General features: G+C 54.4%; 30 protein-coding genes and 1 other annotated feature. Of the genes, 10 read left to right on the forward strand and 20 right to left on the reverse strand.

The annotated features are described in order from the left end of the window. Window positions 1-95: 95 nt before the first annotated feature. On the forward strand, window positions 96-932 hold the full coding sequence (locus AX755_RS17360; protein ID WP_062857158.1) for an ion transporter: 837 nt from the start codon (window positions 96-98) through the stop codon (window positions 930-932). Window positions 933-961: 29 nt separating this feature from the next. Here AX755_RS17360 and AX755_RS17365 read toward each other — a convergent pair whose 3' ends face one another. Continuing rightward, window positions 962-1,291, reverse strand: a complete 330-nt coding sequence (locus tag AX755_RS17365) for an HI1450 family dsDNA-mimic protein (RefSeq protein ID WP_013096276.1) — start codon at window positions 1,289-1,291, stop codon at window positions 962-964. A 33-nt stretch (window positions 1,292-1,324) separates the two neighbouring features. Next, window positions 1,325-2,785, reverse strand: a complete 1,461-nt coding sequence (cls, locus tag AX755_RS17370) for a cardiolipin synthase (protein ID WP_020690926.1) — start codon at window positions 2,783-2,785, stop codon at window positions 1,325-1,327. Window positions 2,786-2,928: 143 nt separating this feature from the next. On the opposite strand from cls, the gene AX755_RS25385 reads away from it, so the two are divergent. Both AX755_RS25385 and leuE read left to right on the forward strand, forming a co-directional pair. Beyond that, window positions 2,929-3,102: a YciY family protein gene (locus tag AX755_RS25385; RefSeq protein ID WP_086528096.1), complete on the forward strand. Its 174-nt coding sequence runs from the start codon at window positions 2,929-2,931 to the stop codon at window positions 3,100-3,102. Window positions 3,103-3,209: 107 nt separating this feature from the next. Further along, window positions 3,210-3,845 carry a leucine efflux protein LeuE gene (leuE, locus tag AX755_RS17375; protein ID WP_013096278.1) on the forward strand — a complete coding sequence of 212 codons (636 nt, stop codon included), beginning with the start codon at window positions 3,210-3,212 and terminating at the stop codon, window positions 3,843-3,845. Window positions 3,846-3,880: 35 nt separating this feature from the next. Here leuE and AX755_RS17380 read toward each other — a convergent pair whose 3' ends face one another. Further along, window positions 3,881-4,177, reverse strand: coding sequence for a YciI family protein (locus tag AX755_RS17380; RefSeq protein WP_013096279.1), 297 nt, complete (start codon window positions 4,175-4,177; stop codon window positions 3,881-3,883). 220 nt (window positions 4,178-4,397) lie between these two features. Here AX755_RS17380 and tonB point away from each other — a divergent pair, with 220 nt between their 5' ends. Further along, window positions 4,398-5,123, forward strand: a complete 726-nt coding sequence (gene tonB, locus AX755_RS17385) for a TonB system transport protein TonB (RefSeq protein WP_062857159.1) — start codon at window positions 4,398-4,400, stop codon at window positions 5,121-5,123. Between the two features lie 38 nt (window positions 5,124-5,161). Here the strand turns inward: tonB and yciA are convergent, their stop codons facing one another. The 4 genes from yciA to AX755_RS17405 all read right to left on the reverse strand — a co-directional run bounded on the left by yciA (window position 5,162) and on the right by AX755_RS17405 (window position 7,432). Further along, window positions 5,162-5,557, reverse strand: a complete 396-nt coding sequence (gene yciA / locus AX755_RS17390; protein WP_013096281.1) for an acyl-CoA thioester hydrolase YciA — start codon at window positions 5,555-5,557, stop codon at window positions 5,162-5,164. A gap of 105 nt (window positions 5,558-5,662) precedes the next feature. Then, on the reverse strand, window positions 5,663-6,202 hold the full coding sequence (locus AX755_RS17395; RefSeq protein ID WP_013096282.1) for a septation protein A: 540 nt from the start codon (window positions 6,200-6,202) through the stop codon (window positions 5,663-5,665). Between the two features lie 56 nt (window positions 6,203-6,258). Further along, on the reverse strand, window positions 6,259-7,002 hold the full coding sequence (locus tag AX755_RS17400) for a YciC family protein (RefSeq protein ID WP_013096283.1): 744 nt from the start codon (window positions 7,000-7,002) through the stop codon (window positions 6,259-6,261). Window positions 7,003-7,027: 25 nt separating this feature from the next. Further along, on the reverse strand, window positions 7,028-7,432 hold the full coding sequence (locus AX755_RS17405; protein WP_013096284.1) for a YkgJ family cysteine cluster protein: 405 nt from the start codon (window positions 7,430-7,432) through the stop codon (window positions 7,028-7,030). Window positions 7,433-7,713: 281 nt separating this feature from the next. On the opposite strand from AX755_RS17405, the gene ompW reads away from it, so the two are divergent. Continuing rightward, a complete protein-coding gene (gene ompW / locus AX755_RS17410) occupies window positions 7,714-8,346 on the forward strand; it encodes an outer membrane protein OmpW (protein WP_013096285.1) in 633 nt (210 codons plus the stop codon). A gap of 53 nt (window positions 8,347-8,399) precedes the next feature. On the opposite strand, the gene AX755_RS17415 is transcribed toward ompW, so the two are convergent. The 10 genes from AX755_RS17415 to trpL all read right to left on the reverse strand — a co-directional run bounded on the left by AX755_RS17415 (window position 8,400) and on the right by trpL (window position 17,756). Next, window positions 8,400-8,804, reverse strand: a complete 405-nt coding sequence (locus tag AX755_RS17415; RefSeq protein ID WP_062857160.1) for a cell envelope integrity TolA C-terminal domain-containing protein — start codon at window positions 8,802-8,804, stop codon at window positions 8,400-8,402. 88 nt (window positions 8,805-8,892) lie between these two features. Next, the gene (gene uspF, locus AX755_RS17420; protein ID WP_013096287.1) at window positions 8,893-9,327 is read right to left on the reverse strand and encodes a universal stress protein UspF; all 435 of its coding nucleotides are present in this window, start codon (window positions 9,325-9,327) and stop codon (window positions 8,893-8,895) included. Window positions 9,328-9,459: 132 nt separating this feature from the next. Further along, complete coding sequence (gene yedF / locus AX755_RS17425) at window positions 9,460-9,693, reverse strand: sulfurtransferase-like selenium metabolism protein YedF (RefSeq protein ID WP_062857161.1); 234 nt, start codon at window positions 9,691-9,693, stop codon at window positions 9,460-9,462. After that, complete coding sequence (gene yedE, locus AX755_RS17430; protein WP_062857162.1) at window positions 9,690-10,901, reverse strand: selenium metabolism membrane protein YedE/FdhT; 1,212 nt, start codon at window positions 10,899-10,901, stop codon at window positions 9,690-9,692. The genes yedF and yedE overlap by 4 nt, the downstream gene beginning before the upstream one ends. Before the next feature lie 182 nt (window positions 10,902-11,083). Then, window positions 11,084-11,893, reverse strand: a complete 810-nt coding sequence (gene trpA / locus AX755_RS17435) for a tryptophan synthase subunit alpha (protein WP_038419688.1) — start codon at window positions 11,891-11,893, stop codon at window positions 11,084-11,086. Continuing rightward, window positions 11,893-13,086 carry a tryptophan synthase subunit beta gene (trpB, locus tag AX755_RS17440; RefSeq protein ID WP_013096356.1) on the reverse strand — a complete coding sequence of 398 codons (1,194 nt, stop codon included), beginning with the start codon at window positions 13,084-13,086 and terminating at the stop codon, window positions 11,893-11,895. The genes trpA and trpB overlap by 1 nt, the downstream gene beginning before the upstream one ends. 10 nt (window positions 13,087-13,096) lie before the next feature. Next, window positions 13,097-14,455 carry a bifunctional indole-3-glycerol-phosphate synthase TrpC/phosphoribosylanthranilate isomerase TrpF gene (trpCF, locus tag AX755_RS17445; protein ID WP_062857163.1) on the reverse strand — a complete coding sequence of 453 codons (1,359 nt, stop codon included), beginning with the start codon at window positions 14,453-14,455 and terminating at the stop codon, window positions 13,097-13,099. 3 nt (window positions 14,456-14,458) lie between these two features. Then, window positions 14,459-16,054, reverse strand: coding sequence for a bifunctional anthranilate synthase glutamate amidotransferase component TrpG/anthranilate phosphoribosyltransferase TrpD (gene trpD, locus AX755_RS17450; protein ID WP_062857164.1), 1,596 nt, complete (start codon window positions 16,052-16,054; stop codon window positions 14,459-14,461). Beyond that, window positions 16,054-17,616: an anthranilate synthase component 1 gene (locus AX755_RS25170; protein ID WP_029883574.1), complete on the reverse strand. Its 1,563-nt coding sequence runs from the start codon at window positions 17,614-17,616 to the stop codon at window positions 16,054-16,056. The genes trpD and AX755_RS25170 overlap by 1 nt, the downstream gene beginning before the upstream one ends. Before the next feature lie 25 nt (window positions 17,617-17,641). Continuing rightward, window positions 17,642-17,735, reverse strand: a sequence feature (Trp leader region). Then, the gene (trpL, locus tag AX755_RS26100) at window positions 17,712-17,756 is read right to left on the reverse strand and encodes a trp operon leader peptide (protein WP_106993556.1); all 45 of its coding nucleotides are present in this window, start codon (window positions 17,754-17,756) and stop codon (window positions 17,712-17,714) included. Its footprint overlaps the feature before it by 24 nt. A gap of 139 nt (window positions 17,757-17,895) precedes the next feature. Here trpL and rnm point away from each other — a divergent pair, with 139 nt between their 5' ends. From rnm to rluB, 3 genes are all read left to right on the forward strand, one after another. Then, on the forward strand, window positions 17,896-18,777 hold the full coding sequence (gene rnm / locus AX755_RS17460) for an RNase RNM (protein WP_013096361.1): 882 nt from the start codon (window positions 17,896-17,898) through the stop codon (window positions 18,775-18,777). Next, window positions 18,774-19,394: an L-threonylcarbamoyladenylate synthase gene (locus tag AX755_RS17465; protein ID WP_013096362.1), complete on the forward strand. Its 621-nt coding sequence runs from the start codon at window positions 18,774-18,776 to the stop codon at window positions 19,392-19,394. The genes rnm and AX755_RS17465 overlap by 4 nt, the downstream gene beginning before the upstream one ends. A 96-nt stretch (window positions 19,395-19,490) precedes the next feature. Continuing rightward, window positions 19,491-20,366, forward strand: coding sequence for a 23S rRNA pseudouridine(2605) synthase RluB (gene rluB / locus AX755_RS17470; RefSeq protein WP_013096363.1), 876 nt, complete (start codon window positions 19,491-19,493; stop codon window positions 20,364-20,366). Window positions 20,367-20,402: 36 nt separating this feature from the next. On the opposite strand, the gene cobO is transcribed toward rluB, so the two are convergent. Together cobO and AX755_RS17480 are read right to left on the reverse strand one after the other, a co-directional pair. Next, complete coding sequence (gene cobO / locus AX755_RS17475) at window positions 20,403-20,993, reverse strand: cob(I)yrinic acid a,c-diamide adenosyltransferase (RefSeq protein WP_013096364.1); 591 nt, start codon at window positions 20,991-20,993, stop codon at window positions 20,403-20,405. Beyond that, a complete protein-coding gene (locus AX755_RS17480) occupies window positions 20,990-21,751 on the reverse strand; it encodes a YciK family oxidoreductase (protein ID WP_062857165.1) in 762 nt (253 codons plus the stop codon). Before AX755_RS17480 ends, cobO begins: the two co-directional genes overlap by 4 nt. Before the next feature lie 251 nt (window positions 21,752-22,002). Between AX755_RS17480 and sohB the strand changes: the two genes are divergently transcribed. Beyond that, window positions 22,003-23,049 carry a protease SohB gene (sohB, locus tag AX755_RS17485; RefSeq protein WP_062857166.1) on the forward strand — a complete coding sequence of 349 codons (1,047 nt, stop codon included), beginning with the start codon at window positions 22,003-22,005 and terminating at the stop codon, window positions 23,047-23,049. Between the two features lie 34 nt (window positions 23,050-23,083). Here the strand turns inward: sohB and AX755_RS17490 are convergent, their stop codons facing one another. After that, complete coding sequence (locus tag AX755_RS17490; RefSeq protein ID WP_003856804.1) at window positions 23,084-23,335, reverse strand: YciN family protein; 252 nt, start codon at window positions 23,333-23,335, stop codon at window positions 23,084-23,086. A 399-nt stretch (window positions 23,336-23,734) separates the two neighbouring features. On the opposite strand from AX755_RS17490, the gene topA reads away from it, so the two are divergent. After that, on the forward strand, window positions 23,735-26,332 hold the full coding sequence (gene topA / locus AX755_RS17495; protein ID WP_038419681.1) for a type I DNA topoisomerase: 2,598 nt from the start codon (window positions 23,735-23,737) through the stop codon (window positions 26,330-26,332). Window positions 26,333-26,470: the final 138 nt, after the last annotated feature.

The raw sequence follows: 26,470 nt of genomic DNA on the forward strand, positions 1-26,470 counted from the left end.
GATGCGCCTGTTAGGGCGCGGCTGGTAACAGAGCCTTACAGGCGCATTTGAAAAACCTCCGGCTATGCCGGAGGATACTTATTTGCGAGGTTACCGTGTCGAGTCTATTCACCTCAGCCCGTCGGCGGCTTTATCATTTTTTATTCGATCCTAAAACGATATCCGGACGCCGCTTCGAAGGGATCTGCGGGCTGTTTGCACTCATCAGTGTGGTAGTTATTTTCTTTGAATCGGGAGCCGGGACGCAGTATCACCTGACCTATGATGAATGGCATATTTTTGTCTGGATCGAACTGATTATTACCCTGGTCTTTACTGCCGAATATCTGCTGCGGGTCGTCTGCTGGCCCAACCCGGCGAGATATGTTTTCAGCTTCTGGGGATTTATCGATTTAGCCACCGTCCTGCCGCTCTATGTCATGTGGTTGTGGCCGGAGATTAGCCTGAGCTATGTCTTTGCATGGCGGGCGATGCGCGTTATTCGTGTATTACGTATTCTGAAATTGCTGCGTTTTATGCCGTCTCTGCGGGTCTTCTGGAGCGCAATAGTCAGTGCCCGGCATCAGCTCATTCTGTTTTACTCGTTTATCGCGATCGTCATGATTGTTTTCGGTGCGTTGATGTACCTGATAGAAGGGCCAAAATATGGCTTCACAACGCTGAATGCCTCTGTGTATTGGGCCATTGTCACCGTCACAACCGTTGGCTACGGGGATATCACGCCGCATACGCCGCTTGGACGTATCGTCGCATCGGTGCTGATTCTGATTGGGTATTCGGTGATTGCCATTCCGACAGGTCTTATCACAACCCATATGAGCAGCGCATTTCAGAGCCGCAAACAGCAGCGAAAATGTCCGGGTTGTCACCAGGCTGAACATGAGCTTAACGCCCGCTTCTGTAACCGTTGCGGGAGTGCGCTACCGGATTAAACAAAAAAGGCTGCATCCGCAGCCTTTTACTATTCGCGCCAGATGATATGGCACAGCTTATGGTCTTTCTCGCGGCAGAGCAGCACGCGGGCGAAGATGTCATTAATTTCGCCACCATCTTCATCTGCCAGCCCAATCACCACTTCGGCAAAGAAGTCAGGATTGAGATCGTAATCCACGTGCTCAGCCCAGTCTTCTGCAGGGTCGAATAACTCCGCACCGCCGCGCTCTTCGAACTGCAGATTAAAGAGGATCACATCTGCGGGATCGAGGTTATCAACCGCCAGTTCGAGAAAAATGTCATAGGCCTGCTCGAGCGTTTCGTCTTCGGTCAGGCGATTGTTCAGATCCATTTCCATGATGACTACCTGTTAAACATCGTTGGGCACGTTTTACAGCAACGGACTAAAGAAGTAAAACAGTCGTTCAGCAATTCTCTGCCACAGCGGACGTTTTACCCACAGCCGGGCATCCAGCAGGCGCGAACGGGAGATATAATCGTCCTGTACCGCCGCCAGGTCACCCCCGAATCCGGCATCATCAATGACCAGCGTGATTTCAAAGTTTAACCACAGGCTGCGCATATCCAGGTTTACCGTGCCCACCAGACTTAACTCACCGTCCACGAGGACGCTTTTGGTATGCAGGAGCCCGCCTTCAAACTGGTAGATTTTTACACCGGCGGCAAGCAGTTCGCTAAAGAACGCTCGGCTGGCCCAGCCCACCAGAAGCGAGTCATTTTTGCGTGGCAGAATGATGCTGACATCGACACCGCGCTGTGCTGCGGTGCAGATTGCGTGCAGCAGGTCATCGCTCGGAACGAAGTAGGGCGTGGTCATGATCAGATATTCACGCGCCGCGTAAGTGGCGGTCAGTAGCGCCTGATGGATTAAATCCTCCGGGAAACCCGGCCCGGAGGCAATGGTATGGATGGTATGTCCGCTGGCCTCTTCAAAGGGCATGATATTGCCATCCGGTGGCGGCGGGAGAATACGCTTACCGGTTTCTATCTCCCAGTCACAGGAATAGACAATCCCCATGGAGGTGGCAATCGGTCCTTCCATCCTTGCCATCAGGTCAATCCACTGGCCGACACCCGAGTCCTGCTTGAAGAAGCGGGGGTCAACCATGTTCATGCTGCCGGTATAGGCAATATAGTTGTCGATCATGATCATCTTGCGGTGCTGGCGAAGATCCATCCGGCGCAGGAAAACGCGCAGTAAATTGACCTTTAACGCCTCGACCACTTCTATGCCGGCATTACGCATCATCCCTGCCCAGGGGCTACGGAAAAAGGCGACGCTGCCTGCGGAGTCGAGCATCAAACGGCAGTGAATGCCACGACGTGCGGCAGCCATCAGCGATTCCGCCACCTGGTCTGCCATCCCGCCGGGCTGCCAGATATAGAACACCATCTCGATATTGTGACGAGCCAGTTGAATATCGCGGATCAAGGCCTGCATGACGTCATCAGAAGAGGTCAGCAACTGGAGCTGATTGCCTTTTACCCCACCAATACCTTGTCTGAGTTCGCACAGTTTAAATAATGAGGAGGCAACGCTGCTGTTTTCTTCTGCGAAGATGTGTTTACAGGCTTTTAGATCGCTCAGCCATTTGGCGGTGGAAGGCCACATGGCCCGGGCACGCTCGGCACGACGCTTGCCCAGATGAAGTTCACCGAAAGAGAGATAGGCAATAATTCCTACCAGCGGCAGGATATAAATTATAAGAAGCCAGGCCATGGCAGAGGGTACGGCTCTGCGCTTCATCAGGATGCGCAATGTCACACCCGCGATTAACAGCCAGTATCCCAGAATGACCAGCCAACTCACCACGGTGTAGAAGGTTGTCATAGGTAAAAAAATCCTTTTGAAAGCGTATTGTTATGAGTGTACGCATCAGGAATCATCTGGCAAATAAAAACGCCAGGTAAAAGCGCTGGTTTGCTGCAGGGTTGGGTTTATAATGGCCTCTCTTTTAAAGAAGAGTTGTAGACATGAAGCGCAGTAGAACTGAAGTAGGGCGCTGGCGCATGTTGCGACAGGTGAACCGTCGTAAGGCTCGTTGGCTGGAAGCACAATCCCGCCGCAATATGCGTATACACGCCATCAGGAAATGTGGAATGACCCGGCACCGCAATGCGTTGCTGTTCGCAGTCCAGGATTTCTGAGAACCATCAGGGCACCGCAAGGTGCCCAATGATTTTATGGCGTCTGGTTGTTGGGAATAGCGTCTTTGCAGCGCTATTCCTGTTGTGTTGAGCAAAAGGAGGGAGAAGTGTTTGCGGAGTTTGGCGTACTGAATTTCTGGACATACGTTGTCGGCGCATTTTTTATCGTACTGGTGCCAGGGCCGAATACTTTGTTTGTGCTGAAAACCGGGATTGGTCACGGCGTTAAAAAAGGATATCTCGCCGCCACCGGCGTGTTTATCGGCGATGCCGTACTGATGTTCCTGGCCTGGGCGGGCGTTGCCGCGTTAATTCAGACCACACCGGTACTGTTTAATATCGTACGTTATTTAGGTGCTTTTTATCTGCTGTGGCTGGGCGGCAAAATGCTCTGGTCGGTCATTACCCGTCAGAATAATACACATGAAAGCGGTACCGAGCCTGCCAGCATGATCATGAAACGCTCGCTGGTATTGAGCCTGACGAACCCGAAAGCGATTCTGTTCTACGTCTCGTTCTTTGTTCAGTTTATCGATGTTAATGCGAAGAATACCGGTACCTCTTTCCTGATCCTCGCGACCACGCTTGAGCTAATAAGCTTTATGTATATGAGCTTCCTGATCTTCTCAGGCGCTTTTGTCACACGTTATCTGAAAACGAAAAAGAAACTGGCAAAGCTGGGGAACGGCCTGATAGGACTGTTGTTTGTCGGGTTTGCGGCGCGGTTAGCATCGCTGCATTGATTGCAAGAAAGGCTCCTGAGGGAGCCTTTTTGGTATCAGAACACTTTTTTGTACGGTCGAACCGTCACTTTCGCATACACACCCGCAGCAACGTACGGATCGGCATCGGCCCAGGCCTGAGCGGCCTCCAGGGATTCAAACTCGGCAATCACCGTGGAGCCAGAAAAACCGGCAGCACCCGGATCGTTGCTGTCGACGGCCGGCATAGGGCCTGCAGTCAGTAGACGCCCTTCATCCTGCAGCAACTGTAAGCGTGCGAGGTGGGCAGGGCGTACAGACTGGCGTTTTTCCAGGGAATCAGCGACATCTTCAGAGTAAATCACGTAAAACACGGTGAAGCTCCTTAACCATTAAAAGTGTCAGTTACGTTATGTGAAAGGACAACTGACTGCAATGTAAAATAAAAACAATGTTAATACCCTGATCTGAATGCCTCTTTTTTGGCCTCTCCCGCGCCTAAATTGCGCCAGAACAAAGTGTCTTATTGAATATGATTGCTATTTGCATTTAAAATCAGAGTTCGGTTTTTTAACGTTGATGATTATGACTTCGATGACCCTTGATTTACCTCGCCGCTTTCCCTGGCCGACGCTGCTTTCTGTCGTGATTCACGGTGCTGTCGTGGCGGGTTTGCTCTATACCTCGGTTCATCAGGTTATTGAAATGCCAGCGCCTTCGCAGCCCATTTCAGTGACGATGGTCTCGCCTGCGGATCTTGAGCCGCCGCAGGTTGCACCACCGCCGCAGCCGGTTGCTGAGCCGGAGCCAGAACCAGAACCTGAGCCGGTTCCGGAGCCACCAAAGGAAGCGCCGGTGGTGATCCATAAGCCAGAACCCAAACCGAAGCCTAAGCCGAAACCAAAACCGGTGAAAAAGGTGGAGGAGCGCCCTAAACGGGAAGAACGTCCGGTTGAACCACGCGCTACGCAGAGGGTAGAAAACACAGCGCCTTCGCGTCCGTTGATGAATAACACGCCCGCGACCTCAAAACCGACGCCAACCGCGCCCGCTGGCCCGCGCGCCGTGAGCCGCAACCAGCCGCAATATCCTCCTCGTGCTCAGGCGTTGCGCATTGAAGGTCGCGTGCGGGTCAAATTTGACGTCACCCCGGACGGGCGTGTTGATAACGTGGAAATCTTGTCTGCTCAGCCTTCAAATATGTTTGAGCGTGAAGTGAAATCGGCGATGCGCAGATGGCGTTATGAGCCAGGCAAACCAGGCAGTGGGTTAATCGTTAATATTGTTTTCCGCCTGAACGGCGGGGCGCAGATGGAATAAGAAAAGCCTCCGCAAGGAGGCTTTTTTATGTCTGACGATCAGGCCTGAGGCAGCTGGCGGGGTTTGCCCTCGCTATCGACTGCCACATAAATAAACAGCGCTTCTGTTGCTTTATAACGCTGTCCAATCGGTTCAGATGAGACCTTTTTCACCCAGACTTCAATGTTAATGGAAATGGAAGTGTTACCGCGCTTGACGCAGCGTGCATAGCAGCAGACCACATCACCCACCGCGACCGGGCGCAGGAAGGTCATCCCATCCACCCGGACGGTCACAACGCGACCATGCGCGATCTCTTTTGCCAGAATTGCGCCGCCCATATCCATTTGCGACATCAGCCAGCCGCCAAAAATATCGCCATTGGCATTCGTGTCCGCAGGCATTGCCAGTGTGCGTAAAACCAGTTCGCCCTGAGGGGCGTCATTTGTTGTCATTGTTTTAAACTCGTAACTGAAGACTTCAGGCGGGATGCTACTATGATTTTTGGCAGGAGAGAATAGACCAGAACGCCTGTTGTGCACGTTCTGGTCGGGGATTCATCAGTGTTTATCATCCTGCGGCATGTGCCGGTAGATATAGACACCGCTTAACAGAGTGAAGATGAGCGTCAGCGCCGTCAGGCCAAAGACCTTGAAGTTGACCCAGATATTCTGCGGCAGCCAGAAGGCGATGTAGATATTCGCCAGGCCGCAAAGAATAAAGAACAGCGCCCAGGCGATATTCAGACGGGACCATACTTCCTGTGGCAGCGTTAGCTCTTTACCCAGCATGCGCTGGATCAGTGGCTTTTTCATTACCCACTGGCTGATCAGCAACGCACCGGCAAACAGCGCGTAAATCACAGTGACTTTCCATTTAATGAATTCATCATTGTGGAAGAACAGCGTCAGCCCACCGAACACGGCCACCAGTGCGAACGTAATCAGAGCCATTTTTTCGACTTTACGATAGCGAACCCAGCTGTAGATCAGCACGATAGCGGTAGCAACGATCAGCGCCATCGTGGCTGCATAAATGTCATACAGCTTATAAAACGCGAAAAACACGACCAGCGGTAAAAAATCAAGAAACTGCTTCATTCTGTGATTCCATCTTCTGTGTGTGGCCGGGGGCTGTGATGCACCCGGCCACAGGATTACTGACGAATTAACATATACAGGCGGAACAGATAAACCAGCAGTATCGCTGAAATCAGATTACTCAGCGTGTTGGCTACCACCGCACCGACGTTCGGCGTTAAGACTGCAAAGTTTGGGGCAAACAGCAGCAGGAGCGTTTTGGCCAGCAGCCAGCTAATTACGGCCGGTGCCACCAGGCGCATATTGGCCCATGCCAGTTTGATGCTGCTGCGCATGGCGGTAAAGATCCCCATTTTGTCCTGCACCACCATCACCGGAGCGAACGCGAGGACGATAGCCAGCAGCACGCCTGGAACCACAACGAGCATGATCCCCATCTGCACCAGCAGGGTGGTTAAAAAGATGAGGATAAACAGCTTAGGCAATACCGGCGCGCTGGCACCGATCGCCCGTAAGGCGCTGACGCGGTGGCCTGCAGAAACCAGCTGGATCATCAGCAGAACACCGCCCGCGAGAATGGCATTGCCGATCAGTCCAGAGAAGGTCGATGCAGCAGAGGCCCGCAGCAGGATTTGCTGCTGCTCTGGCGTCATGTTTTGCACCAGCTCAAACAACCCCACGCTACCTGCAAGATGGTCGCCCTGGCTCAGGCTGGCGATCTGTTCGTCACTCGGAGAGAACGCGTGACCCAGCACCACCGTAATAAAGGCGCATAACAACGCGATCAGTAAAAAGGTTACGAACTGATTGCGGAAAAAGTTTCCCGTGTCACGGTAGACAGACTTCGCCGTGATAGACATGCACTCTCCTTGAGTATTGCAGGTGTTAATTAGCCGGCAATTGTACACCGGATAACGCGGTCGTGGCAGCATCAAGGCTTGTATGGAAAAGCATATCTTTGTAAAGCGGCGGTAATCCGAAGCGCGCGCGGGCGCGATTACAGGCTTCGTTGACCTGACCCTCTTCGCCAGACATCGTAAAGTCCCGACACGGGCTGGGGCGATCCTCATAGATGGAGCAGCGGGTCGACACGCCTGGCTCGCCTTGTAACGCCACACAGCGGGCCTGCTTTTGATTTGTACCGCTCATGCAGCGCAGAAAAGGGGATAACGGTTCAGTGAGATGAACCGGAACGGTGCCGCCGCCATCGCTGGCTTCGGCCCAGTAGAAAGAGACTCGAAAATACGCACAACAGGCTCCGCACGTCATGCACGGGTTCATATCACTCATGGCACACCTGCAAAAAAGAACGCATCAAATCACATTGTGAGAGCGCTAAATTATCCAGCCGCCATTCGAAGAGCAAGAGGGGGGAAACAGAAAATTTTGTAACCGGGAAATGCCAAAAATTGACGTAAGAACAACTTTTGGCCTTACGGGGTGTCACCAAAAATTAACCCAGATCAATGAATGTTAAGTTACTGGTTTTAATGTGATCTGTGACAGATCACTTATTACTCATTTGTGAGTATATTCTCATCCGCAGCTAAAACCACAACGATGGAGCGGATATGAAAAAATTAGCGGTGGCAGCCCTTATCTTAAGCAGTCTCTCTGGCGGCGCGTATGCGCATGAAGCAGGTGAATTCTTTATTCGTGCCGGTTCGGCAACGGTACGTCCAACTGAAGGTTCTGATAACGTGCTGGGAATGGGCGGCTTTAACGTCAGCAACAACACCCAGTTAGGTTTAACATTCACGTATATGGCGACGGATAACATTGGCGTTGAGCTTCTGGCAGCGACGCCATTCCGTCATCGCGTTGGTTTAGGCCCAACCGGTGATATCGCCACGGTGCATCATCTGCCGCCAACGCTGATGGCGCAGTGGTACTTTGGTGACTCAAGCAGCAAACTGCGTCCCTATATTGGCGCGGGCGTGAACTACACCACCTTCTTTGATGAGAAATTCAACGATACCGGTAAAGAGGCCGGGCTGACCGATCTCAGCCTGAAAGATTCATGGGGCGTGGCAGGACAGGTGGGGATGGACTATCTCATTAACCGCGACTGGTTAATTAACGCCTCGGTCTGGTATATGGATATCGATACCGATGTCCGCTTCAAGGCAGGCGGACAGCAACAAAGCATCAGTACCCGTCTGGATCCATGGGTATTTATGTTCTCTGCGGGTTATCGTTTCTGATTCTACTTTCCGGGACTGGCCAGAACATGGCCAGTCTTTCTACCGGCTTACCTCTACGGTTGCCCCTCCATGTTCCAGCGGGCAGAACCCATATCCTGAAATACACGCTCGTCTGTGAAGGGCGGGAAGGTGGCCCGTGTTGCCGCGTCGGCTAAAGCCTGGCAATACGCTTTGTCTCCGCCTTTTATCTCCAGGTTCTGCAGTAGCCCGTCGACGGTAAAGTCGAGATGCATGTTGCATCGCTTACCATTCCAGGCGTGCGGACCGGCCAGCGCCGAGTCCAGCGCTTTCTTTATCGCGGCAGCCTGTTGACCATAGATATCCTTATCGGAGACTTTACCGGACTGCTTATAGGAGCACGAGTCGAGAGCGGTTTTCTTCTGACAACCTTCAGGCGCGAGAGGGGCACAGCCCGTTATTGCTGTGGCAAGGCATACCAGCATCACTACTTTTTTCATTGTTAAGTCCGTTTATCGAAATTATTTTATTGTACAACGATTTAAATAAACCCCGGGATTCCGGGGCTTAAGTTTCTCACCAGCCTCGCTAGCGTACAACCAGCACCGGGCATTTTGCATGGCGTACCACAACCGCCGCGTTTGAACCTAAAAGGTAGGTTGTGATATCCGGTCGATGGGACGCAATGATAATGAGGTCAGCGTTGATACTGTCAGCCAGCTTCAGGATCTGATCTTTAGGCGCACCTGAAATGGCGTGTGTCTCCACACGATCGGCAGGTAAATTAAACTGCTTAACCATCTCTTTGAGCTTTGTAAGGGCTTCCTCCTGAATCTCCGCCAGCTTTGGCATTTCAACCGAATACGCCAGCCCAAGCGATGAATAGTAAGGGAAAGAAGGCACTACCGTCAGAAAATGGATTTTACCGTTACCGATTGCTGCGTTTGCCTGAACATAGGGAATCACCTGTTCGGTCAGACGACTTTCAGAGATATCGACAGGGACTAAAATTGAATTAAACATACCTCACCTCCTGTTTGTTTTTTATCCACTTTAAGTGTAGTGCTCCCATTTTCAGTGGCGTTGTGTTCGCCATCAAAATGGGAGGTGAGGCAGCTTTTTTGACGGGGGGGACGCCCCCCGTCACCTGGCGGTTTACTTCTGGATAAGATAGCGAATGGTTGGGCCATCCTGCTGAATATCCAGTACGGTGTAGCCGTGGTTTTTGGCATCCAGAGGAATGTTGTTGATGGACTGCGGGCAGTCGCTCACCACTTCCAGAATTTCCCCTTTTTGAAGCCGCGGGAGCGCTTCAAGCGTGGCGACAGCCGGGTAAGGACACGGTTCACCGACCATATCAAGGCGGTAGTCAGGCACAATCTCTTTCATGCTGCATTCTCCTGGGGTTCAGGTTTAACCGTGGCACGGCGAAAGAAACGTTTCTCTTGCGCGACAACCAGTAAAAAAGCGACCAGCAGCAGGGCGTAGGTCACCAGCAGTCCACCGAGCGGGCCAAACGTGCTGAGCAGATTCACCTTGTCCCAGTTCGTGGCCAGCACCGGAGACAAATCGTCCCAGTACCAGGCCAGCAGGGTGGAGCCGATGACGTTCCCCAGACCTACCCACCAGTAATGCACCTGACCTTCAACCGCGCGGTACATCCAGCCGGTTTCACACCCGCCAGCCAGTACAATTCCGAAGCCAAACAGCAGACCGCCAATCACCGCGTTCGGACCAGCCCACATGATTTTCGGCTCAACACCCAGTTGCACATAGCTGAAGATGCCAATGGCGCTTACCGCCATACCCGCAATAATCGCTTTGGCCATCATTGTACGGCCGGTGATCCACATATCGCGAAACGCCGAGGTGAAGCAAATCTGCGCACGTTCTATCAGCAGGCCGAAACCGACACCGAACAACATGGCCAGACCCAGCTTAGGCTGGTTGAGCGCCGTACAGAGCGCCCAGGCGACCATGGCGAAAAAGACCAGCATGCCGAGACGAAAACGACGACGCGCCTGAGAAGGCTTTTGCGTCAGCGGCGAGGCAGCGCTGACCTTCACCATTTTGACCGGAATGCGGAACAGCGGCAGGAGGGTAAACTTCGCGCCAAAGTAAGAGCCAATCGCCGTGGCGGCAGCAAAAAACCAGGCGTGCAGCGAAAACTGTGGAATGCCGGTAAAGAAAGCGGCCAGGTTACACCCCATCGCCAGACGGGCGCCGAACCCGGCAATCATGCCGCCGACAATCGCCTGCATAACGCGTATCCGACTTTTAGGCATTCGCAACTTAACGTTGTTAGCCCACAGCGCGGCGGCAAAACAGCCCCCGAACATGCCGATAATCATCATACCGTCGATGCGGGTCAGCGGCGTGCCGTCCAGATGAATAAGCTTAAAGTAACCCCACTCCTCGGTATGTACGCCAGCGAGCTGCAGCAGTTGCCCACCCCAGCGGGTGAATTCGCCGGTAACGGCCCAGAAGGTGCCGGTAATGCCGAAATAGTAGGTGGAAAGGATCCCCGCCGCGATGACGGCCGGTACTGGTGACCAGAACTTAACCAGGTAAGTCTGTTTGAAGTATTGCCATGACATGAGTAAGCCTCTGAACTCAGAAGGTTTAAAGCCGAAAAGAGACCAAATCATACGCTTACGGCAAGGTTTGAAAAGCCATTCACGCCGAAAATATCGATGGGATCAATTTTGGCGTAACGCTTAAGTGATAGCGGGAATATAAGAGGAAGACCGTCTGGCTGAGTCGCCAGACGGTGGAAGGATCAGGCTTTACGCGTTGCGGCTTTCATCGCCGTAACAAATGCTTTGAGTTCAGCCAGCATCTGCTCGGGCTTGTCCACGTTCTTCTCAATGATTTTGACGATAGCAGAGCCGGAGATCGCGCCTGCCGCTTTTGCGTCAATTGCCGCCGTAACCTGATCCGGGGATGAAATCCCGAATCCCTGCAGCGGAGGCGCTGCGTGGTATTCAGCCAGTTTTTCTACCAGATGATGCAGCGGCAGCGCGGCTTTGTTTTCAGCACCCGTCACGCCCGCGCGGGAGAGCAGGTAGGTGTAACCACGGCCGTAAGAGGCAATCTGGCGCAGCAGTTCGTCATCGGCGTTTGGCGGGCAGATGAAAATCGGCGCCACGTTATGACGCATAGCCGCCTGGCGGAACGGTGCAGATTCTTCAACCGGGACGTCGGCCACCAGCACGGAGTCAACGCCGACCCGCGCGCACTCGGCATAAAATTCGTCGATTCCGCGGTTAAACACCAGGTTGGCATACATCAGCAGGCCAATCGGAATGGTCGGGTGCTTCTGACGGATCGCGGCCAGCATCTCAAAACATTGCGTTGGGGTGACGCCCGCGGCAAAGGCACGCAGGGTGGCGTTCTGAATGGTCGGGCCATCCGCCAGCGGGTCAGAGAACGGGATCCCCAACTCCAGCGCATCGGCACCGGCTTCAATCAGAGTGTCGATAATTTTTAGCGACTGCTCCGGGCCCGGATCGCCCAGCGTGACGAAGGGAACGAACGCGCCTTCCTGGCGGGATTTCAGTTGTGCAAATGCGTTATCGTAGCGTTCCATCAGATTTCCCCTCGTGCTTTCAGAATATCGTGAACGGTGAAGATATCTTTATCACCGCGACCGGAAAGGTTAACGACCAGCAGTTGCTCTTTTTCCGGGTTTTCTTTCATCATTTTCAGCGCATGCGCCAGAGCATGCGAGGACTCCAGTGCCGGGATGATCCCTTCGCTGCGGCACAGCGTCTTAAACGCTTCCAGCGCTTCGTCATCGGTGATGGAGACGTAGTCCGCGCGTCCGGTGCTGTTCAGGAATGCATGCTGTGGCCCGACGGACGGGAAATCCAGACCGGCAGAGATGGAGTACGACTCTTCAATCTGACCTTCATCGGTCTGCATCATCGGCGCTTTCATGCCGAAGTAGATCCCCACGCGGCCATGTTTCAGCGGTGCGCCGTGCTCACCGGTTTCAATCCCGTGACCCGCTGGCTCCACCCCGATCAGGCCAACACGGGTTTCGTCGATAAAATCAGCGAACATCCCGATGGCGTTTGATCCCCCGCCCACGCAGGCAATCACCGCGTCCGGCAGACGGCCTTCTTTTTCAAGGATCTGCGCTTTGGTCTCTTCGCCAATCATGCGCTGGAATTCACGCACGATAGTCGGGAACGGGTGCGGGCCAGCGGCTGTGCCGAGCATGTAGTGCGCGGTTTCATAGCTACCAGACCAGTCGCGCAGCGCTTCGTTACAGGCATCTTTCAGCGTGGCTGAACCACTGTGAACCGGGATCACTTCTGCGCCCATCAGACGCATACGGAATACGTTCGGAGACTGACGCTCAACGTCTTTCGCCCCCATATAGATACGGCATTTCAGGCCAAGCAGGGCGCTTGCCAGTGCTGATGCCACGCCGTGCTGACCCGCGCCGGTTTCGGCGATGATCTCGGTTTTGCCCATCCGTTTTGCCAGCAGCGCCTGTCCTAACACCTGGTTGGTTTTATGCGCGCCGCCGTGCAGCAGGTCTTCACGCTTGAGGTACAGCGTGGTTTTGGTGCCGGCAGTCAGGTTACGGCATTTGGTCAGCGCTGTTGGACGGCCCGCGTAGTTTTTCAGCAGGTCGGTAAATTCAGCCTGAAACGCTGGATCTTTCTGTGCGCTCACAAACGCTTCTTCCAGCTGGCGCAGTGCGGGCATCAGGATCTGCGGAACGTACATCCCACCGAACTCACCAAAATACGGGTTTAGTAATGTCGTCATTTTTTCTTCCTTAATATGCACGCAGAGTTTTAAATACCGAGGCCAGCTTACTGGCATCTTTGATGCCCGGTTGCGACTCTACGCCTGAATTGAAATCGAGGCCCGCGCAGCCGGTTTTGGCTGCTTCCACACAGTTGTCCGGGCTAAGTCCACCCGCCAGCAGGACATTGTCCAGCACTTCGCCGTTCAGCAGTGACCAGTCAAAACGCTGGCCTGTACCGCCCTGGCCGTTATCGAGCACATATTTATCAACATGATTCAGGTTACGTGCTGGCAGGGTGCTGCCCACGCTCTGCGCTTTCCAGATCTGAACCTGAGGAGCCAGCCCGGCACGCAGGGCATCGATGTATGCCTGATCTTCATCACCGTGCAGTTGTACTGCACTAAGGGATAACGCTTCGGCTTTTGCCGTAACGTCCGCGATATCAGCGTTACGGAAGACGCCAACATAGCTGAGTGGGGCTGCCGCTATCACCTTGCGTGCCTGTTCATCGCTCACCGCACGCGGTGAGGAGCCCACAAAGATCAACCCGCCGTAAATAGCCCCCGCCTCATAGGCGGCCTGGGCATCCTGTTCGCGGGTTAAGCCGCACACTTTGTTTTCACCCAACAGCACCCGACGCACTGCGGCATTGAGATCGTCATGTGCCATCATCGCGGAGCCAATCAGGAAACCGTTGGCGAAGTGGCTCAACTCACGCACCTGGGCGTAGCTGTTGATCCCGGATTCACTGATAACGGTCACGCCAGAGCCCAGACGCGGTGCCAGCTGACGCGTACGATTCAGGTCAATTGACAGATCGCGCAGATCGCGGTTGTTAATCCCGACCACTTTCGCCTGCAGTGCAATGGCACGCTCCAGCTCTTCTTCGTTGCTCACCTCGGTCAGCACGCCCATGTTGAGGCTGTGCGCCACCGCAGCCAGCTGGCGATACTGCTCGTCGTCGAGTACCGAGAGCATCAGCAGGCAGGCGTCAGCCTGGTAAAAACGCGACAGCCAGATCTGATACGGGTCGATAATAAAGTCTTTGCACAGAATCGGTTGCGGCGCGATGCTGCTGACAACAGGCAGAAAATCGAAGCTGCCCTGGAAATATTTCTCATCCGTCAGCACGGAGATCGCCGACGCATGATGCTTATAAATGCCGGCAATACGCGCCGGATCGAAATCCTCACGGATAACGCCTTTCGACGGGGAGGCTTTTTTGCACTCAAGAATAAATGCGGTGCGCGCGCCCTGCAGGGCATCATAGAAACGACGGCTGCTTGGGACGACGTCGTTCTGAAAACTGGCAAGCGGCTGCTGCGCTTTGCGGGCTTCCACCCAGATGGCCTTATCGGCAACGATTTTCGCTAAAACGGTCTGCATTCTTTACCCTCTTGCCGCAAGTGCGGTAACGCGATCGTAAGCTGCACCAGAGCGCAGTACGTCCAGAACTTTTTGTGCGTTGGCTTTGAGATCCTCTTCGCCGTGCAATCGCATCAGCATGGCGACGTTGGCTGCCACGGCTGCCTCATGGGCGACCTCTCCCTTACCTTGTAATAAGCGCGTGAGAATGTCACGGTTTTCTTCCGGCGTGCCGCCTGCCAGCGCCTCCTGATGATACGGCGTTAAACCAAAGTCGGCGGCTTCCAGCTGGTAGCTCAGGATTTCGCCATTGCGCAGTTCCGCGACGAGAGTTGGCGCGTGAAGGGACACTTCATCCATTCCCCCGCTGTGAACTACTGCCGCGCGCTGATAACCGAGCACGCGCAGGGTTTCGGCAATTGGCAGAACCAGTTCCGGGCTGTAAACACCAATCAGCGCCAGCGGCGGGTGCGCCGGGTTGATCAGCGGCCCCAGTACGTTAAACAGCGTGCGTGTTTTGAGCTGCTGACGAACCGGCATCGCATGGCGGAAACCGGTGTGATACTTCGGCGCAAACAGGAAGCAGACGCCCAGATCGTCCAGCGCTTCACGGGAGCGTTCGGCGTTCATATCCAGGTTAATGCCGAAGGCGGCCAGCAAATCGGACGAGCCCGAGCGGCTGGAGACGCTGCGGTTACCGTGTTTCGCCACTTTCAGGCCACACGCCGCGGCCACGAAGGCACTGGCGGTGGAGATATTGATGCTATTGCTGCCATCACCCCCGGTGCCGACGATATCCGCAAACTGATAATCCGGGCGCGGGAAGGGGGCGGCATTTTCCAGCAGGGCCGTGGCGGCACCGGCGATTTCTTGCGGGCTTTCGCCGCGCACTTTCATGCTTACCAGTGCGGCCGCCAGCTGTTCAGGTTTCAGCTCACCGCGAACCACGGCAGAAAAGAGCTGGTGGCTCTCCTGCTGGCTCAGGGTCTGCGCCTGATACAGCTTTTCCAGAATCGGTTGCAGCGTGTTGGTCTGCTCCAGTTTCTGCAACGCCCAGTCCAGCGTCTGCTCCAGCAGTCGCGCGCCATGGGTCGTGAGAATCGACTCCGGATGGAATTGCATGCCGCAGACGCGATCCGCATCGTGGCGCACGGCCATCACCATCCCTTCAAACGAGGCGTTAATGGTCAGCCCGGCCGGGATGTTACTGCCTACCAGGGAGTGATAGCGCGCAACCGGCAGCGGATTTGGCAGGCCGGCAAACATCGCCTGGCCGTCATGTTCAATGCTGGAGGCTTTGCCATGCAGGATCTCACCTGCCTGACCCACGTAGCCGCCATAGGCTTCCACAATCGCCTGGTGACCCAGGCAGATACCGATAATCGGCAGTTTACCGCGCATACGGGTCAGCAGCTCCGGCATACAGCCCGCTTCACTGGGGGCACCTGGGCCAGGAGAGAGCATCAGCACCGGGTTTTGCATGGATGCCAGACGGTCTATCAGCGTCTGTGCCGGAACATGGTTACGATAGATAACGACGTTGTGACCATTCGCACGCAGCTGATCTGCCAGGTTATAGGTAAAAGAGTCGATGTTATCGAGCAGCAGAATGTCAGCCATCAGAAAATCTCCTGTGCGTGATGTGCGGTAGCAATGGCGCGCAATACCGCGCGGGCTTTACTGCGGGTTTCGTCAGCTTCAGACTGCGGAACAGAATCCAGAACAATCCCTGCGCCTGCCTGCACGGTAGCGATACCGTCCTCAACGTAGGCGGAGCGGATCACAATGCAGGTATCCAGATCGCCATGGGCGGTGAAGTAGCCCACTGCACCACCGTAACTGCCGCGACGGCGCCCTTCAGCCGCCGCGATCAGCTGCATGGCGCGGACTTTCGGCGCGCCGCTCAGCGTGCCCATGTTCATACAGGCGCGGTAGGCGTGAAGCACGTCGAGGTCGCTGCGCAGTTCGCCCACCACGCGGGATACCAGATGCATAACAAACGAGTAGCGGTCGACCTTGGTTAAGTCCGCCACGTAGCGGCTGCCAGGGGTACAAATGCGCGCCAGGTCGTTACGGGCCAGATCAACCAGCATCAGATGCTCGGAGAGCTCTTTATGGTCGGTACGCATTTCCAGCTCAATGCGGCTGTCGAGATCGCGATCCAGCGAGCCATCGGCTCGACGGCCGCGTGGACGGGTTCCGGCAATCGGGTAGATCTCAATCTGGCGGCTGGTGGCGTCATATTTCAGTGAACTTTCAGGGGATGCGCCAAACAGGGTGAAATCGTTGTCCTGCATAAAGAACATGTACGGGCTTGGGTTGCTCTTTTTCAGCACGTCATAGGCCGCGAGCGGCGACGGGCAGGGCAGAGAGAAACGACGGGAAGGAACAACCTGGAAAATTTCTCCGGCGCGAATCGCTTTTTGCATCTGGCGAACCACGGCACCGTACTGATCGTCGCTCTGATTAACCTCACAGGTCATTTTCTCGACACGATGTACAGGCAGCGCAGGCGGCGCTTCGGTCATTTGTTGCTGCAACTGCTCAATACGCTGCTCAAGGCGTTTTTTCTCTGTCGCGGATGGCGTGAAGAGGCTTGCCTGAATACGGGTGTTTTTTTTCTGGTGGTCGATCACCAGTAAGGTTTCGGCCAGGTAGAAGCAGTAGTCGGGGCAGCGGTTACCCTGTTCAATGTCCGGTAAATCTTCGAACCCGGCCACCAGGTCGTAAGCAAACAGCCCGCCAAAGAACATTGCTTCGCGTTCATCTTCCGGCACGGTGACCAGATTTTGCAGCAGACGGAAGGCATCAAAAACGGAAAGAGAGCACAGGCGCGCGTCTTCGTCCAGCAGCTGGCTCACCGGCGGGAAGTGCAGAACGCGCATTTCAGGATGGTGTTCATTTTCGATACCAGCAGGCAGGCTCGCATCCAGTAACGGCAGCAGAGCCGCACCGTTATCCGATAACGCTTTGATAGTGACAGTGTCACCTAGCGCCGTAATGCGCAGCGCGCTGTCCACCAACAGCAGGCTCTTGAGATCGTCTTTGCTGTCAATATCGGCTGATTCCAGTAACAACGTGGCTGGACGTGCACCGCAGACCTGATGAAACAGCGCGGTTGGGTTGTGGCGATAGGCCGCCTCGCTGGTCAGCAATTCGAGGTGTGGTTTGGCTGTTTGCATTATGTTGTTCTCATTTATTCTGTTCAAAAAAAAGCCCGCTGATGAGCGGGCGGGTATCTGTTTGCTGTACGCAGACGTGTGACACTGCCCGGAAATCAGGAAGTGCGCCACCAACCGTGCAGAGTGAAATGTGCAGTCATTTTCAGATACCTTTCTCGTGTGAACTTGCGTACTAGTTAACTAGTTCGGTGGCGTGTTGTCAACCCTTGATTTCAGAATTTCGTGGCAAGTCGGTATCATGGGCTTTTAAGATGTCTCTAACCTGTGACGGGAAGTGCTTTGAGCGATACCACCTACGCCGTAATTTATGATTTACACAGCCATACCCAGGCCTCCGATGGTCTGCTGACGCCCGAAGCGTTGGTGCATCGTGCCGTTGAAATGCGGGTTGGCACGCTGGCCATAACCGATCACGATACAACCGATGCCATTCCAGCCGCGCGCGCCGAGATTGCCCGCAGTGGTCTGGCACTCAAACTGGTTCCTGGCGTCGAGATATCGACCGTCTGGGAGAATCACGAAATCCATATTGTTGGCCTGAACATTGATATAGACCATCCGGTAATGTGTGCGTTTTTGCAAGAACAAAAAACGCGCCGCAACCAGCGCGCAGAAATGATCGCTGAACGTCTGGAAAAGGCGCATATTCCGGGCGCACTGGAGGGGGCACAAAGGCTGGCAAACGGGGGCGCGGTAACGCGCGGTCATTTTGCCCGTTTTCTGGTTGAGGCCGGCAAGGCCACAACGATAGCGGATGTCTTTAAACGCTATCTGGCTCGCGGGAAAACCGGATATGTTCCGCCACAGTGGTGTACAATAAAACAAGCTATTGATGTGATTCATCATTCTGGCGGTAAGGCCGTGCTGGCCCATCCGGGGCGGTATAATCTTTCTGCTAAATGGCTGAAAAGACTGCTGGCGCATTTTGCCGAATGCGGTGGCGAGGCGATGGAAGTCGCCCAGTGTCAGCAGGCGCCCAACGAGCGTTCGCAGCTTGCGACCTACGCCCGCCAGTTCGGTTTGCTGGCGTCACAAGGCTCAGATTTTCATCAGCCCTGTGCGTGGATAGAACTGGGACGCAAGCTTTGGTTACCCGCAGGCGTTGAGCCTGTCTGGCAGCTCTGGGAACAGCCACAGCAACTTGAAGAGAGGGAAGTATGAGTCAGTTTTTCTATATTCATCCGGATAATCCGCAGCCGCGCCTGATTAATCAGGCCGTGGAGATTGTGCGTAAAGGGGGCGTTATCGTCTACCCGACCGATTCGGGTTATGCGCTGGGCTGTAAGATTGAAGATAAAGCGGCGATGGAGCGCATTTGCCGTATTCGCCAGTTGCCGGACGGTCACAACTTTACCCTGATGTGCCGGGATCTCTCTGAGCTATCGACCTATGCTTATGTCGATAACGTGGCATTTCGTCTGATTAAAAATAACACGCCGGGCAACTACACCTTCATCCTGAAAGGGACGAAAGAGGTTCCGCGCCGTCTGTTACAGGAAAAGCGCAAAACCATCGGGATGCGCGTGCCGTCTAACCCGATTGCCCAGGCCTTGCTGGAAACGTTAGGTGAGCCGATGCTCTCTACCTCCCTGATGCTGCCCGGCAGTGAATTCACCGAGTCCGATCCTGAAGAGATCAAAGACCGTCTGGAAAAGGTGGTTGAGCTGATTATTCATGGCGGTTACCTCGGTCAGCAGCCGACCACGGTTGTCGATTTAACGGAAGATGCACCGGAAGTGATTCGCGAAGGCGTAGGCGATGTTAAGCCTTTCTTGTAAAGGTGTAAGCAGCTATACTACGCGGCCATCAAATCAGGGCATAGCCCTGGTTTGACCTGATTCGACGCCTGTGAAGGCGACACCTGAGGAAGCTCAATGAGCGAGAAGTTACAGAAAGTGCTGGCGCGTGCCGGCCACGGCTCACGCCGTGAAATCGAAGCCATTATTGAAGCCGGACGCGTGAGTGTGGACGGTAAAATCGCCACGCTCGGTGACCGCGTAGAAATCGTGCCGGGGCTTAAAATCCGTATCGACGGTCATCTTATCTCGGTTAAAGAATCTGCTGAGCAGATCTGCCGCGTGCTGGCGTACTACAAGCCGGAAGGTGAACTGTGTACGCGCAACGACCCGGAAGGTCGCCCGACGGTATTTGACCGTCTGCCTAAACTGCGTGGCGCACGCTGGATTGCCGTGGGGCGTCTGGATGTGAACACCTGCGGTCTGCTGCTGTTCACAACGGATGGTGAACTGGCAAACCGTCTGATGCACCCAAGTCGTGAAGTGGAACGCGAATACGCCGTACGCGTGTTCGGCCAGGTTGATGAGAACAAACTGCGCGATCTGTCGCGTGGCGTTCAGCTGGAAGACGGTCCTGCAGCGTTTAAAACCATCAAATTTACCGGTGGTGAAGGGATCAACCAGTGGTACAACGTTACCCTGACCGAAGGCCGTAACCGTGAGGTTCGTCGTCTGTGGGAAGCGGTGGGCGTGCAGGTTAGCCGTCTGATCCGTGTCCGTTACGGCGATATTCTGCTGCCAAAAGGTCTGCCACGTGGTGGCTATACCGAACTGGACCTGACGCAGACCAACTACCTGCGTGAACTGGTGGGCCTGGCGCCAGAAACCACTTCCAAAGTGGCGGTGGAGAAAGATCGCCGTCGCATGAAGGCGAACCAGATCCGTCGTGCGGTGAAACGCCACAGCCAGGTGAACAATAATCGCCGCGCTGGCAGCCGTAATAACAACGGTTAAAAATAGAAGCCCGGTTAATATCACCGGGCTTTTTTATCAGTAATCAATGCCGATTTGCGCTTTGATACCGGCATCAAAAGCATGTTTAACCGGACGCAATTCGCTGACGGTATCCGCTAATTCCAGAATATCCCGATGACAGCCGCGGCCTGTGACGATCACCGTCTGATGTGCCGGGCGATTCCTGAGTGCCTCCAGTACGGCGTCCAGCGGCAGATAGTCGTAGGCGACCATATAGGTGATCTCATCCAGTAACACCATGTTCAGGGCCGGGTCTGCCAGCATTCGTTTTGCATGCTCCCATACCGCGAGGCAGGCCGCGGTGTCGGTTTCCCGGTTTTGGGTATCCCACGTAAAGCCTGTCGCCATCACCTGGAACTCAACCCCGTGCGGTTCAAGTAAGTTACGTTCACCGTTGGGCCATTCCCCTTTAATGAACTGAATGACACCCACTTTCTGCCCGTGACCAACGGCGCGCGTGGCGGTACCAAAGGCAGCGGTGGTTTTGCCTTTGCCGTTGCCGGTAAACACGATGATGATCCCGCGTTCATCCTGCGCAGCGGCGACACGGGCATCAACCTGTTCTTTCAGGCGCTGCTGACGTTGCTGGTGACGTTCTTCACTCATTGCGAAATCCCGGGTTTACGGCCTGGCTGGGCATCAAAGGTCATCCCTGTTTTACGGCGGCTGTCATCGCCCATCAGCCAGAGATAGAGCGGCATAATATCTGCCGGGGTTTTAAGCTTATGCGGATCTTCCGTCGGGAAGGCGCTGGCGCGCATTTTGGTACGCGTTCCGCCTGGGTTAATGCAGTTCACGCGCAGATGACGGCTCTGATACTCCTCCGCTAATACCTGCATCATCCCTTCGGTCGCGAATTTTGAGACCGCATACGCCCCCCAGTTTGCGCGGCCTTCGCGCCCTACGCTGGAGGAGGTGAATACCAGCGAACCGGAATCAGATTTGAGTAATAAAGGAAGCAGTGCCTGGGTCAGGAAAAAGGTGCCGTTGATATTGACCTGCATGACCTGCTGCCAGATCTCAGGATCCTGTTCATCCATCGGGCGAACCTCCCCAAGCAAGCCGGCATTGTGCAGTACGCCATCCAGCCGTGGGTAGTGGGTGCTGATGCGGTGGGCAAGCTCCTGGCACGTTTCAGGGGTACAGGTGAGCAGATCCAGCGTGTACCAGCGGGCAGGAATGCCACCGGCGGCGTCAATCTCCTGAGCCACTCCTTTGAGTTTTTCTTCGTTACGGCCAATGAGAATTACGCTCGCGCCATAGTCAGCGTAGGTAAGTGCCGCTTCGCGGCCAATGCCATCGCTGGCACCAGTGACCAGAATGATGCGGTTCTGCAGCAGATTTTTTTGCGGTTGATAATGCACGGTGACTCCTCGGCGCACAGTGATGCAAAGACGCCTTATTGTGTGACTTTTCGGCTTTATGCCCGAATTAGCATGAGAATTCAATCAGTCTACAGGACGCATCGCTGTAAAATTAACAATTTGCAAATATTTAAACCAGAATCGGGGGATTCCTGAAGACGGCTCGCAGAGGTAATGTCACGAGCGAGACGCATGGGCAGGGCTGTTGTACACTGCCGTGAAAGATTCGTGGTTAAATCAAGGTGGAACGCGTGGAATTACTTTCTCAATATGGGTTGTTTTTGGCAAAGATCGCGACGGTGGTGATTGCCATTGCGGTAGTGGCCGTTCTGATTGTTAACCTGACGCAGCGCAAACGTCAGCGTGGTGAGTTACGCATTACCCGCCTGAGCGAGCAGTATAAAGAGATGCAGGAAGAGATGTCGCTGGCCCTGCTTGACAGCCATCAACAGAAACTGTGGCACAAGGCGCAGAAGAAAAAGCATAAGCAGGACGCCAAAGCGGCAAAAGCCAAAGCGAAGCTTAACGCGCCGGAGGAAACGTCAACCCCGCGTGTCTATGTGCTCGATTTTAAAGGCAGCATGGATGCCCATGAAGTCTCTTCCCTGCGTGAAGAAGTCACCGCCGTGCTTGCCGTGGCTAAACCGCAGGATCAGGTGGTTGTCCGTCTTGAGAGTCCGGGTGGGGTCGTTCATGGTTATGGGCTGGCGGCTTCGCAGCTACAGCGTCTGCGTGAAAAACAGATCCCGCTGACGGTTGCGGTGGATAAAGTCGCGGCGAGCGGTGGCTATATGATGGCCTGCGTGGCGGATAAAATTGTTGCGGCGCCGTTTTCTATTATTGGCTCCATCGGGGTGGTTGCGCAAATCCCGAACTTTAACCGCTTCCTGAAAAGCAAAGAGATCGACATTGAATTGCACACGGCGGGTCAGTACAAACGTACCCTGACGCTGCTGGGGGAGAACACGGAAGAAGGACGTCAGAAATTCCGCGAAGATCTCAATGAAACCCATCACCTCTTTAAAGACTTTGTGCACCGTATGCGCCCGGCGCTTGATATTGACCAGGTGGCAACAGGGGAGCACTGGTACGGTACGCAGGCGAAGGAAAAAGGGCTGGTGGATGAAGTGGGCACCAGTGACGACCTGCTGTTGAATCTGATGGAAGGGCGCGAACTGGTTGGCGTGCGCTTTACCCAGCGTAAGCGACTGCTTGACCGCTTTACGAACAGCGCGGCCGAAAGCGCGGATCGCCTGCTGCTCCGCTGGTTGCAACGCGGACAAAAACCGCTGCTGTAAACAAAAACGCGAGGCCAGAGCCTCGCGTTTTGCGTTAATCGACCAGGTGATATTTCTCTGAAAGCGTGTGCGCCAGGTATTTAAACATATTGAATACGGCGGTGCTTTTCGGGGTGGGTAACCCTTGTTCGTCAAGGAAGTATTCGCCGCTGAATACCAGCACGCCGTTACGTTGTTCCACGCCGGTCGCTTCAATGCCCGCCAGGGTGTCTTCATGGTCACGAATCAGCTTATTTGCTTCGATAAGCAGAGATGCTCGATCAATGGGTTGGGTTGTATTCTGCATAATCCACTCCTTAAACAGTGACAATAGTCTACGCCGGGGGCGCTTTGGGGGCAAATTTTCCCTGTAATGTGAGGGGGTAAGGTGCCGTGACCTGGCTGGCAGGATTTGCTTTTGCATGCTAATAAAGTTGCGTAACGAATTTTATCAGGTAGAGTGTGCGCTTTCGTCATTCTGGCAACAGAATTGCTTGACATTCGACCGGGAATTCGTCACGAATTACATCCGATGTGAGAAAAATACCCGATAACTCAATCACCTGGGCGTTAACGCTATGACGTTCAGTAAGACAAAGGGGTTGATATCCCCTGACACAGTCGCAATATCAATGGCTCGTCGTCAGTGGAAGGGAAATCAACATGCGGCGTATTCCTGGAAGAATTAAATTAGGTAAAGGTGAATATGGGTAAAGCTCTCGTCATCGTTGAGTCCCCGGCAAAAGCCAAAACGATCAATAAGTATCTGGGTAATGACTACGTGGTTAAGTCCAGCGTCGGTCACATCCGCGATTTGCCGACCAGTGGCTCAGCCAGCAAAAAGAGCGCAGACTCTACCTCCACCAAAGGGGCTAAAAAGCCTAAAAAGGATGAACGTAGCGCGCTTGTCAACCGTATGGGTGTTAACCCATGGCATAACTGGGATGCACACTATGAAGTGCTGCCCGGCAAAGAAAAAGTCGTTAACGAGCTGAAGCAGCTTGCTGAAAAAGCAGACCACATTTATCTCGCAACCGACCTTGACCGCGAAGGGGAAGCCATTGCCTGGCACCTGCGGGAAGTGATCGGGGGTGACGACAAACGCTACAGCCGTGTAGTGTTTAACGAAATTACGAAGAATGCGATTCGCCAGGCGTTTGAGAAGCCGGGTGAACTGAACATCGACCGTGTAAACGCGCAGCAGGCACGCCGTTTTATGGACCGTGTCGTGGGTTACATGGTCTCTCCACTGCTGTGGAAAAAGATTGCCCGCGGTCTGTCCGCAGGGCGTGTGCAGTCCGTTGCTGTGCGTCTGGTTGTTGAACGCGAGCGTGAGATCAAAGCCTTCGTCCCGGAAGAGTTCTGGGAAGTGGATGCCAATGTCACCACGCCGGGTGGAGATGCGCTGCCGCTGCAGGTGAGTCATCAGAATGACAAACCGTTCCGTCCTGAAAACCGTGAGCAGACCATGGCTGCCGTGGCGCTGCTGGAAAAAGCGCGCTACCAGGTTCTGGAGCGTGAAGACAAACCGACCAGCAGCAAACCTGGCGCACCGTTTATTACGTCTACGCTGCAACAGGCTGCGAGCACGCGCCTGGGTTATGGCGTGAAGAAAACCATGATGATGGCCCAGCGTCTGTATGAAGCGGGTTATATCACCTATATGCGTACTGACTCGACAAACCTGAGCCAGGATGCCGTCAACATGGTGCGCGGCTACATCAGTGACAACTTCGGTAAGAAATACCTGCCAGCGAGTGAAAACCAGTACGCCAGCAAGGAGAACTCACAGGAAGCGCACGAAGCCATTCGTCCTTCTGACGTCTCCGTGTTAGCCGAATCGCTGAAAGATATGGAAGCCGATGCCCAGAAGCTGTATCAGCTTATCTGGCGTCAGTTCGTGGCGTGTCAGATGACACCAGCACAGTATGACTCCACCACGCTGACCGTTGGCGCGGGTGATTTCCGCCTGAAAGCGCGTGGCCGTATCCTGCGCTTCGATGGCTGGACTAAAGTGATGCCTGCGCTGCGTAAGGGTGATGAAGACAGAACCCTGCCTGCGGTAAACAAAGGGGATGAGCTCTCTCTGGTTGATCTCGTGCCTGCCCAGCACTTCACCAAGCCGCCAGCGCGTTTCAGCGAAGCGTCTCTGGTTAAAGAGCTGGAAAAACGCGGTATTGGCCGTCCATCCACCTATGCGTCGATTATTTCGACCATTCAGGACCGCGGTTACGTGCGTGTTGAAAACCGTCGTTTCTATGCGGAAAAAATGGGTGAGATCGTCACTGACCGCCTGGAAGCCAACTTCCGCGAACTGATGAACTACGACTTCACCGCGCAAATGGAAGACAGCCTCGATCAGGTTGCCAGCCATCAGGCCGAGTGGAAAAAGGTTCTCGACAGCTTCTTCAGCGACTTTACCAACCAGCTTGAAAAAGCGGAAAAAGATCCTGAAGAGGGCGGCATGCTGCCGAATCAGATGGTCCTGACCAGCATCGACTGCCCAACCTGCGGCCGTAAAATGGGGATCCGTACTGCCACCACTGGCGTTTTCCTCGGCTGTTCTGGCTATGCGCTGCCGCCGAAAGAACGCTGCAAAACCACCATTAACCTGGTACCTGAGAACGAAGTGCTCAACGTGCTGGAAGGTGATGATGCGGAAACCAACGCCCTGCGTGCAAAACGTCGCTGTAAGAAATGCGGCACCGCGATGGACAGCTACCTCATCGATCCAAAACGTAAATTGCACGTCTGCGGTAATAACCCGACCTGCGATGGATATGAGATCGAAGAGGGTGAGTTCCGCATTAAAGGTTACGACGGTCCTATCGTTGAGTGTGAGAAGTGTGGTTCTGAGATGCACCTGAAAATGGGGCGCTTCGGTAAATACATGGCATGCACCAACGACGAGTGTAAGAACACGCGTAAAATCCTGCGTAACGGTGAAGTCGCGCCGCCGAAGGAAGATCCGGTTCCGCTGCCAGAGTTGCCGTGCGAGAAGTCCGACGCTTACTTCGTGCTGCGTGATGGTGCTGCCGGCGTGTTCCTTGCGGCAAACACCTTCCCTAAATCGCGCGAAACCCGCGCGCCACTGGTGGAAGAGTTGTACCGTTTCCGCGACCGCCTGCCTGAGAAACTGCGCTATCTGGCCGATGCGCCACAGCAGGATCCGGAAGGCAATAAAACCGTTGTGCGTTTTAGCCGTAAAACGAAGCAGCAGTATGTTGCGGCGGAGAAAGACGGCAAGGCAACCGGCTGGTCAGCATTCTTTGTGGATGGCAAATGGGTGGAAGGCAAGAAATAATCTTTCCTTACCGTAACTTACCTGTGAAAGGGCCGGACTTCCGGCCCTTTTTTATTTTTTTGTGCACTGAAAACCCCCAGCTAGGCTGGGGGTTCCGGAAAGCTTTCAGCTTTAAGTCAGTTATAAAAACCCCTTTTG

Source organism: Enterobacter sp. SENG-6 (assembly GCF_001605945.1).
Lineage (GTDB): Bacteria > Pseudomonadota > Gammaproteobacteria > Enterobacterales > Enterobacteriaceae > Enterobacter > Enterobacter cloacae.

What these genes read in the sequence shown, in the direction of transcription:
- AX755_RS17365 (WP_013096276.1), bottom strand. Translation starts at nt 1,291, where the DNA reads ATGGAAATGGATCTGAACAATCGCCTGACCGAAGACGAAACGCTCGAG.
- cls (WP_020690926.1), bottom strand. Translation starts at nt 2,785, where the DNA reads ATGACAACCTTCTACACCGTGGTGAGTTGGCTGGTCATTCTGGGATAC.
- AX755_RS25385 (WP_086528096.1), top strand. Translation starts at nt 2,929, where the DNA reads ATGAAGCGCAGTAGAACTGAAGTAGGGCGCTGGCGCATGTTGCGACAG.
- tonB (WP_062857159.1), top strand. Translation starts at nt 4,398, where the DNA reads ATGACCCTTGATTTACCTCGCCGCTTTCCCTGGCCGACGCTGCTTTCT.
- yciA (WP_013096281.1), bottom strand. Translation starts at nt 5,557, where the DNA reads ATGACAACAAATGACGCCCCTCAGGGCGAACTGGTTTTACGCACACTG.
- AX755_RS17395 (WP_013096282.1), bottom strand. Translation starts at nt 6,202, where the DNA reads ATGAAGCAGTTTCTTGATTTTTTACCGCTGGTCGTGTTTTTCGCGTTT.
- AX755_RS17400 (WP_013096283.1), bottom strand. Translation starts at nt 7,002, where the DNA reads ATGTCTATCACGGCGAAGTCTGTCTACCGTGACACGGGAAACTTTTTC.
- AX755_RS17405 (WP_013096284.1), bottom strand. Translation starts at nt 7,432, where the DNA reads ATGAGTGATATGAACCCGTGCATGACGTGCGGAGCCTGTTGTGCGTAT.
- ompW (WP_013096285.1), top strand. Translation starts at nt 7,714, where the DNA reads ATGAAAAAATTAGCGGTGGCAGCCCTTATCTTAAGCAGTCTCTCTGGC.
- AX755_RS17415 (WP_062857160.1), bottom strand. Translation starts at nt 8,804, where the DNA reads ATGAAAAAAGTAGTGATGCTGGTATGCCTTGCCACAGCAATAACGGGC.
- uspF (WP_013096287.1), bottom strand. Translation starts at nt 9,327, where the DNA reads ATGTTTAATTCAATTTTAGTCCCTGTCGATATCTCTGAAAGTCGTCTG.
- yedF (WP_062857161.1), bottom strand. Translation starts at nt 9,693, where the DNA reads ATGAAAGAGATTGTGCCTGACTACCGCCTTGATATGGTCGGTGAACCG.
- yedE (WP_062857162.1), bottom strand. Translation starts at nt 10,901, where the DNA reads ATGTCATGGCAATACTTCAAACAGACTTACCTGGTTAAGTTCTGGTCA.
- trpA (WP_038419688.1), bottom strand. Translation starts at nt 11,893, where the DNA reads ATGGAACGCTACGATAACGCATTTGCACAACTGAAATCCCGCCAGGAA.
- trpB (WP_013096356.1), bottom strand. Translation starts at nt 13,086, where the DNA reads ATGACGACATTACTAAACCCGTATTTTGGTGAGTTCGGTGGGATGTAC.
- trpCF (WP_062857163.1), bottom strand. Translation starts at nt 14,455, where the DNA reads ATGCAGACCGTTTTAGCGAAAATCGTTGCCGATAAGGCCATCTGGGTG.
- trpD (WP_062857164.1), bottom strand. Translation starts at nt 16,054, where the DNA reads ATGGCTGACATTCTGCTGCTCGATAACATCGACTCTTTTACCTATAAC.
- AX755_RS25170 (WP_029883574.1), bottom strand. Translation starts at nt 17,616, where the DNA reads ATGCAAACAGCCAAACCACACCTCGAATTGCTGACCAGCGAGGCGGCC.
- AX755_RS17465 (WP_013096362.1), top strand. Translation starts at nt 18,774, where the DNA reads ATGAGTCAGTTTTTCTATATTCATCCGGATAATCCGCAGCCGCGCCTG.
- rluB (WP_013096363.1), top strand. Translation starts at nt 19,491, where the DNA reads ATGAGCGAGAAGTTACAGAAAGTGCTGGCGCGTGCCGGCCACGGCTCA.
- cobO (WP_013096364.1), bottom strand. Translation starts at nt 20,993, where the DNA reads ATGAGTGAAGAACGTCACCAGCAACGTCAGCAGCGCCTGAAAGAACAG.
- AX755_RS17490 (WP_003856804.1), bottom strand. Translation starts at nt 23,335, where the DNA reads ATGCAGAATACAACCCAACCCATTGATCGAGCATCTCTGCTTATCGAA.
- topA (WP_038419681.1), top strand. Translation starts at nt 23,735, where the DNA reads ATGGGTAAAGCTCTCGTCATCGTTGAGTCCCCGGCAAAAGCCAAAACG.